Raw genomic sequence first — 8,091 nt, forward strand, 5'->3', positions numbered from 1 at the left:
TAATTAATGGCTAGTTCTCGCCTACTTACGAAAATCCTCGCGGATTTTCTATTCGGTTTTTATTTGCTAAATTAGTTACCTAAACACGCCACTAATCATACACGAGACCGTTGTAGGTAATTAAATGAAAATACTAACGAACATATTAATTTTACTGATTTCTAGTTTGACTTTAGCACAAATTGAGAAAAAAAATGACACGCTCGAAATTTGGACTCTTTTCAGTATTGGAAACTTTGTAAATCAAAATGCGGAAAAAATAATTGAAAAAGATTGGCCATTTAAAATAAAAGGAATTGCAGGAGATTCATTCATTGAAAGTTTAATCGATAGTGTTGAAATTCACAATAATAAAATTTGGAATTATTTAGATTCGAATGGATATTCAAATTCAAAGAAAAAGTTTGAATCAGATTTACTCGCTGAAATTATCCGAATAAAAAAAGCAGTAGAAATTTCACAATCAAATAAAAAAGTGTCTGAATTATATGCCAACTTGAGAAAAAGGAAATTGCAAGATTACACGGAATTAAAAAAAGAAAATAATTCAAAATATGAATTTACAGTTTTTAGCTTTGATCTGAAAAACATAGAAAAAGAGCAAAACTTTGAATTTAAATTCACATCTGATTTGAAAAAGGAAAAAACAAAGATTATTGAATAAAAACTACCTACAACACCGTGTATAAAAAATTGCTTATTTTTAGCTTAATCAAAAGTATATGCTTTTCTAAAGTTCTTCTATTTTCCTTCGGAAAATAGCCGTACTTTTAAAAAGCAACTTTTCATAACACAAACACGTTGTGCAACATTTGACCAAACCAAAATCTGAATGAGAAAAATTGTAAATCTGAACAAACCGAAAGACGGAATTGTCCGGCTTATGATTTATAACGATGATGACTTTGGTTCATATCTTTTCGGATATAAAAAATTAGATGACTGTAGTTCCGAATTTGACGAATTGTACGAATCAGAAAATGAAGTAATAAAATCTTGTGAGTCGGAATACGGAATTAAAACAACCGATTGGAAAGAAATACCAAATCCCGAACCGAATTGTCAGCACGACTGGATAAATCCTGTCCGAATTAAAGGACGAGAAAATGGAAAACCTGAATTTGGAAAATTCGAGAAGTTGGTTAATGGCAAATGGATTGAATTATAAAAAGTATGTATCAAATAGTAGCACACGCAAAACCGAAAAAGAACTCTGAAATTTATGGAGAAGTAATAGGAGCTTATGTTGCTTTTTTTATTGACTTTAAAGAAATAGATGGAGCATTTGTTTTAGCCAAATACTATATTGAAAATGAAGGTTGGGAAATAATAGAATTGGAAGATGAATATTTCATTATAGATTCAATAGAAGATATGGCTGACGATTACAAACAATACTATGAGGAAGTGTTTGAATATGGATATTCCTTAATTTTTAACACTTATGACAAAATTGAGGAGGATGAAAACGAATAAAAAACGTTGCACAACAATGTATAACCGCAATTACGGCGGATTCGACTACGTCCGAATCCACTCGGAATTGCTATCGTCAGTTCTTAACCGAAAATCATTAACTTTAAATCCGTAACTGACGGTTATACGAGACCGTTGGGCACAATACGTACGAAAAGCGAAAAACCAATCTAATTTTGTAGATTTGTGAAAAAGAATATTGAATGTATAGAACATCAGAAATAGTAGCACAATACGGAATTACAGAAAGCCGATTGAAAGAATATATAATTGAACAAAACATTCCAGTTGTTAATGAAGAGGAAATTTCAAAAAAATACTTTCAAACAATCTTATCGTTTATTGAAAACACAGAAGATAGAATCGAAAAAAGATTAAAAAAAGCAGAAGCTACTTTTAAATATAATTCAGATAAAAATAAAGTATCAATATATCAAGATGATGCAATTTCATTCTTAAAAAAATTACCTTCAAATAGCGTTGATGTTATTGCTACTGACCCAGCATATTCAGGAATGAATGATAAGCTCAAATTGGGAAAAGGTCGAATAGTTGGTAAATACGCAGATAAAGGAAAGGAAAATGGAAAATGGTTTGGAGAATTTGAAGATAGTGAAGAAAATTACAATGAATTTTTATCTGAATGCAGAAGAGTTTTAAAAAAATCAACTGGACATATTTATATTATGTTTGATTCCTATTCGCTTTTGAGTTTAGGAAATGTAGTTCGCAGTCATTTTGACGTAAAAAATCTAATTACTTGGGATAAAGTCAATATAGGAATGGGACATTATTTCAGAAGAAGACACGAGTATATAATTTTTGCAACAAACGGAAATACTCGAAAAATTAGAAATAGAAAATTTCCAGATGTTTGGCGATTTAAAAGAATACATAGTTCAAAATACCCAACCCAAAAACCAGTAGAAGTTTTTCAAGCTATGCTACACGCTAGTACCGAAGAAAATTTTACTGTCTGTGACCCTTTTCTAGGTAGTGCATCTTCTGCAATTGCAGCAATAAAAAATAATTGCAATTATATTGGATGTGATATTTCAGACAAGTCAATAGAAATTTCTAATTCAAGAATATCTGAATTTTTAGAAACAGGAAAGGATAATATACAAACAAAATCAATGGCAGTTGATGACAAAATTTTCTGGGAATAGTTATGGCAAATTTGAGTAAAACGAAAGCATTATTTGCATTCACATCTCCAAGGACAATTGAAAAAATAATTCCAGAAATTAAAATTTTATCAGAAAATTTTGAAGGTCAAAAATGGTCAGGTAATGACCAAGTTCAGATTGATTTTTTCCAAACTTTGTTTGATTCAGAATACTATGAAGGAGACTCTTTTCCTGCAAATCCTGCTTTAGCAGCTAGAGATAGAATTACAAGAGCTCCAAAGGCTTTAGGTTTTGTTGATTTAAAGCCAACAGTAGAACTTACAGAAGCTGGTAAACTTTTATTAGCCGAAAAAAGATTAGATGAAACATTCACAAGGCAACTTCTAAAATTTCAACTTCCTTCTCCATATCATACAAAATCTAAAACTGTAGATTTTAGTGTAAAACCTTATCTTGAATTATTAAGATTAGTCAAGGTACTTGGAAGTATTTCAAAAACAGAAATTGCTTTATTCTTCTCACAACTAACAAATTATAATGAATTTGATAAGGTAGTTTCAAAAATTAAAGATTTTCAAAAAAATTCAAAACCATATAAAGGCAGTCGTAAAATGTATGTGGCTGAATGTTTTGAAAATGAAATACTTGAAATTTTTCATCAAGAAGTACAGGACAAAAAATTAAAAACGAGAGAAAGTTCAGATACTTCATTGCAAAAATTTATAAAAACTAAACGTGCAAATATGAAAGACTATGCAGATGCATTTGTCAGATATATTAGAGCTACTGAATTAGTTACATTTCAAAAAAGAACTTTTAGATTAATTATTTCTCCTCAAAAAGTAGAAGAAGTAAACTACATTTTAAAAGAAGTAGATAGAAAACCTTCGGTTTTCAAAAATACTTCTGAATTCAAAAACTATTTATTCAATCCCTTTTCAATTAAATTACTATCTGACAACAAAGAGCTGTTAATTAAACAAATTGAGAATTTAGGACTCTATGAATTTGACAGAACTATTTCAATCGAAGAACTGAAAGATATTTTAGACAGATTGAGAATTTCTGTGAAGTCTAAAAACATAGAGGAAAAGAAAAAGGAATTAAAAGACTATAAAGAACTTCCAGATATTCTTGATGTATTTGAACAAATCAAGAAAAAAGAAGTGCCTGACGCTCCTTTATTCCTAGAATGGAACGTTTGGAGAGCATTAGTTATGCTTAATTATGCGAAAAGAGTTGATGGTAACTTTATTATGGATATTGATGGTATGCCACTTAATTATGCTCCAGGTCAAAAACCAGATATTGAATCTGAATACACAGATTTTGGTATTATAACAGAAGTTACAATGTCAGGTGGAAACACTCAATATAAAATGGAAAGTGAATCTGTACCAAGACATTTTGGAAAAGCAAAAGAACTTTTAAATAAGGAAATGTACTGCTTATTTGTTGCTCCCAAAATTAGTGAAGGAACATTAGCACATTATTTCAATCTAAATAGATTTAATACTAAATTATATGGCGGAAAAACCAAAATTATTCCTTTGAGTATTGACCAGTTCATAGAATTTATTAAGTCTGGAATTGAAAATGAATTCAGTAACCCTGAAAAACTCAAAAATTGGTTAGAAAAACAATGGTTGAATAATCAAGAAATGGAAGACGAAAATGTTTGGAGTGAAAATATCGGAAAAAGTTTATTGAAATGGGCATCTTAAAAATAAGTACTGTGCCCAACAATGTATAAAAATAATAGCGGTTTTAGTGCTAAATCTAAAGCAAGTAAATATAAAAAAGGTCTGTGTTTAACCGAAAAGTTTGTGTGTAAAAATCCGCTACTATTCTTATACTAGACCGTTAACTTAAACAGTACTAAAATTCCTTGTGGAATTTTTCGCAGTGTTTTAAATGAAAGGGTTTTTATCTATTTGTAATCAAGGCTCGCGCAAAATTTTTAAATCCGAAACTTTGTTTTTAACTGGAAATCAAGAACTTTTAATCGTGGTGTTTTAAACTATTCGCTAAAATTGGTTCATTGAAAATTTTATTAATGTCGATACATTTTAAACCATCTTTTCGCTGAAAATTTGAACGTTTTGAACTGTACGCAAAAGTTTTGTTTGAGAAATTTACATTAATTGATCATTCTTTAATTCGTTGAGAAAAATGGTTTTTAATCATTGCGTTCTGAACTGTGCGCTAAAATGTTTCATTGAAAATTAATTGGTAATCGATAATTATTATACATGCAAAATGTGGAAATTATCGTAGAAACGTGATTTTAATATCGTTGCGCTTAAATCGGAAAATGCCGTTTTTCAATTCAATATTTCTTTATGAAAAACTGCATAAGTTAACACCGGCTAACAAACAAAGCTAATTTTGTGCTTTCCCAATGTTGGTTTTCTTCTTTTTTCTGTATTTTAGGTCGAAAATTAATCGGCTTGTTAAACGCTTCGTTGGCTAGCCAAAACCGTTAGCTAAAACAATGCTTAAATTCCTGGTGGAATTTTCCGCAGTTGTTTTAATCAAAATCTTTTTTTATAAACTGAAAACAGTCCTCGCGTAGGAAAATTAAATTTGAATCTTTTCTTTAAAACGAAAAATCAATAGTTATTTTAAAACCGAAAAATTTGAATTTATCGTTGTTGTCAAAAAATCTAAATGAAAAATTTGAATTTATTGAGAATTTTTAAAAACTGGAAAATCATAAAAAAACTTGTAATTCGTGCGTCTCAATAAAAATTAACACTTTTAATTATTTGAAAATTTAATCTTTAGTTGAAAAAATGTGTCGGTAAAAAACGTATAAATACTTCGTTGAAAATATTTTTATAATCGAAAGTATTTTTATCAGTAAAACGTGGAAAATTATCGTAGAAATCTGATTTTAATGTCATTGTGAAAGTTCTGAAAACTCTTCTAGCCTATTCAACTTTTCTATTCGAAAAATTGCATTAGCTAACAACGGCTATAAAAACATAGCTCCTTTTTTTCTTTCTTCAAAGTTGGTTTTCTGTTTATTTTGTATATTTTTAGTCTGAAAATTAACTGGCTTTTTAAACGCTACGTTTTATAGCCAAAACCGTTGGCAAAAATTAAAAACCCGAGTGTCGTTAAACGGCTCGGGCTAAATATTTATAAATATTATCGTGAGGTTGTCGAAACAATTGAGTTTATAATAAATCAACTAAACTAAAGTCTCTTTTAGTTGTCCAACATACTATGCTTGAACTTGTTTTATTTACTATCACCTCAATTTAATTTATTAATCCCCTTTCCTCCGAAGGGAAAAACAAATATAGAAAATTAAAGTATATTTGATATCAAAAGATATAACTATCCAACATGATTGATATTCCTTCAAAAAATATTTCGAAATTAGATTTATCAAATCGAAACCTAACACATTTTCCTACAGAAATATTTTCGTTAAAAAATTTAAAAAAACTCAATCTAAGCGGTAATAACATAAAGTTAATTCCTAAAGAAATTGAATCTTTGAAAAACTTAGAACTTCTTGATTTATCAAATAATTCAATTAATAATTTTTTTTCAAAAATTTGTTCATTGAAAAAACTCAAAGTTTTAAATGTTAACAGAAACAAGATAAAGTCATTACCAAAACAAATTCAACAATTAGAAAATTTAAAGATACTTCTAATTGCAAATAATGAAATATCTAATCTCCCCAGTACTTTTTCTAATTTAAGAAATCTTAAAGAGTTAAATTTATCCCATAACAATTTTAAAATATTTCCAAAAGAACTTTATGATATAAAAACTTTACAAAAGATTTGGATTAACGATTTACCACTAAAAAAACTTCCAAGAAAGGAAATAATTGAAAATTTAATTAACTTAAACTCTATATATTGTTTTGGAAATAAGCAAGATTCCAAATCTTTAGATCCTTTTTACTTTCAATTAACTAAACTTAAGGGAAATCTTATTAATGAATTAAAAACTATTGAAATTATTGAATTAAAAAAAACGAAAACTACTTTGAAAAAAGAAACTAAAATAATGAAAAATCAAATTTTTATTAGTTATTCACATGAAGATAGAATTTGGCTTGAAAAAGTACAAATCCATTTAAAAGCACTAGAACACGAAGAATATAATTTTGACTTATGGGATGATACAAAAATCAAAACTGGTGATAAATGGAAACAAGAAATTGAAAAAGCCTTAGAAAAAGCAAGTATTGCTATTCTATTAATTTCAGCAAATTTTTTAGCATCTGATTTTATTAAAAACGATGAATTACCAACTTTATTGAGAAATGCTGAACTAAAAGGAACAAGAATACTTCCTGTTATTATAAAACCATGTATATTCTCAAGAATCAAAAATTTGTCAACTTTTCAAGCTCTTAATAACCCTGAAAAAGCACTTAGTGACTTAACAGATTCTGAAGTAGATAAAGAAATGGTTAAATTAACTTTGAATATTTTAGAGATATTAGAATCAAATTAACTTTTGCCAACACCGGCTAAACTTCATGCGGGGTTCTGTGCTTTCTCAAAGTTTTGTGTATATTTACTAAGTCGCCAAATCTTGTTGATTTGGCTTTGTGAAATTAAAAGAAACAAAACCAAACAAAAAGCTTCGGCTTAGTACGTGTTCGAAAATCTTGGCGATTTTCTTCCCGCACAAAGCCTAGCCAAAACCGTTGGCAAACATTTGACGAAAACCCTCATAATAGAAATTTGAATATAAAATAATTAATGAATTTAAAGAAAATACTCACATTAGACCTTTTAGAAACTAGTATTCGAATTTGGACTGCATTTTTTATTTTCATTTATGGAATGAGTAAATCCACGCAATTTGAGGGTTCAAAATTAGTCGATATTTCAATAAAAGACGCAACTGAATTTGAAATGATGTGGGCGTTTTTTGGAACAACAAAAGAATATCCTATTATAATTGGGTGTTTACAAATAATAGGTGCGATTTTATTAGTATTTCGGAAAACAAAACTTTTTGGAGCAATATTACTTACACCTATTTTTATAAATATAATCTTACTTGACATATTTTATAAAATCCACTTTGGAGCATTATTGAATGCAATAATTTATCAGAGTGTTTTTATCTTTATAATTATACAACAGAGAAAAAGAATTGGAGAAGTTTTTAAAATATTGATAATTGAAAATGACAAAAAAATATCTATCGGAATTTCTGTAGCGAAATTTGTAATCGCAGTTATTCTTGCAACGATATTATTTTTCGGATTTCAAAAACTATCTGGATATATATAAAAACGATTTGCCAACAACGTATAAAATTAATTGCTAGTTTCTAGCCTATTTACGAAAGTCCTCGCGGACTTTCTATCTGTGATTTATTTGCTAACTTTAGTGCTTGAAACACGCAACTAATCTTATACAAACACGTTGGCAAAAACTCGGGAAAGGCGCCGAAATAAAGTCTGTTTTATAAATTTACTTCTTGCTTTTCCTCTCTTTTC

Annotated in this window: 7 protein-coding genes; all 7 read left to right on the forward strand. The window is 28.6% G+C overall.

Going from position 1 to position 8,091, the window contains the following annotated elements:
* Positions 1 to 166: 166 nt before the first annotated feature.
* The 7 genes from MC378_RS14845 to MC378_RS14875 all read left to right on the forward strand — a co-directional run bounded on the left by MC378_RS14845 (position 167) and on the right by MC378_RS14875 (position 7,882).
* Complete coding sequence (locus tag MC378_RS14845) at positions 167 to 664, forward strand: hypothetical protein (protein ID WP_242179582.1); 498 nt, start codon at positions 167 to 169, stop codon at positions 662 to 664.
* A gap of 168 nt (positions 665 to 832) precedes the next feature.
* Complete coding sequence (locus MC378_RS14850) at positions 833 to 1,168, forward strand: hypothetical protein (RefSeq protein WP_242179583.1); 336 nt, start codon at positions 833 to 835, stop codon at positions 1,166 to 1,168.
* Between the two features lie 5 nt (positions 1,169 to 1,173).
* On the forward strand, positions 1,174 to 1,476 hold the full coding sequence (locus MC378_RS14855; protein WP_242179584.1) for a hypothetical protein: 303 nt from the start codon (positions 1,174 to 1,176) through the stop codon (positions 1,474 to 1,476).
* 203 nt (positions 1,477 to 1,679) lie between these two features.
* The gene (locus MC378_RS14860) at positions 1,680 to 2,645 is read left to right on the forward strand and encodes a DNA-methyltransferase (protein WP_242179586.1); all 966 of its coding nucleotides are present in this window, start codon (positions 1,680 to 1,682) and stop codon (positions 2,643 to 2,645) included.
* An 11-nt stretch (positions 2,646 to 2,656) separates the two neighbouring features.
* A complete protein-coding gene (locus tag MC378_RS14865; RefSeq protein WP_242179587.1) occupies positions 2,657 to 4,330 on the forward strand; it encodes an AlwI family type II restriction endonuclease in 1,674 nt (557 codons plus the stop codon).
* Positions 4,331 to 5,960: 1,630 nt separating this feature from the next.
* Entirely contained in the window at positions 5,961 to 7,091 is a 1,131-nt protein-coding gene (locus MC378_RS14870) for a leucine-rich repeat domain-containing protein (protein WP_420851019.1), read from the forward strand.
* A 251-nt stretch (positions 7,092 to 7,342) separates the two neighbouring features.
* On the forward strand, positions 7,343 to 7,882 hold the full coding sequence (locus MC378_RS14875; protein ID WP_242179589.1) for a hypothetical protein: 540 nt from the start codon (positions 7,343 to 7,345) through the stop codon (positions 7,880 to 7,882).
* The last annotated feature ends 209 nt before the right edge of the window (positions 7,883 to 8,091 follow it).

The organism is Polaribacter marinus, from assembly GCF_022662535.1.
GTDB classification, from domain to species: Bacteria; Bacteroidota; Bacteroidia; order Flavobacteriales; family Flavobacteriaceae; genus Polaribacter; species Polaribacter marinus.

Bases quoted from the DNA above. Each gene is read 5' to 3' on its own strand.
- MC378_RS14850 (WP_242179583.1), top strand. From the start codon at position 833: ATGAGAAAAATTGTAAATCTGAACAAACCGAAAGACGGAATTGTCCGG.
- MC378_RS14855 (WP_242179584.1), top strand. From the start codon at position 1,174: ATGTATCAAATAGTAGCACACGCAAAACCGAAAAAGAACTCTGAAATT.
- MC378_RS14860 (WP_242179586.1), top strand. From the start codon at position 1,680: ATGTATAGAACATCAGAAATAGTAGCACAATACGGAATTACAGAAAGC.
- MC378_RS14870 (WP_420851019.1), top strand. From the start codon at position 5,961: ATGATTGATATTCCTTCAAAAAATATTTCGAAATTAGATTTATCAAAT.
- MC378_RS14875 (WP_242179589.1), top strand. From the start codon at position 7,343: ATGAATTTAAAGAAAATACTCACATTAGACCTTTTAGAAACTAGTATT.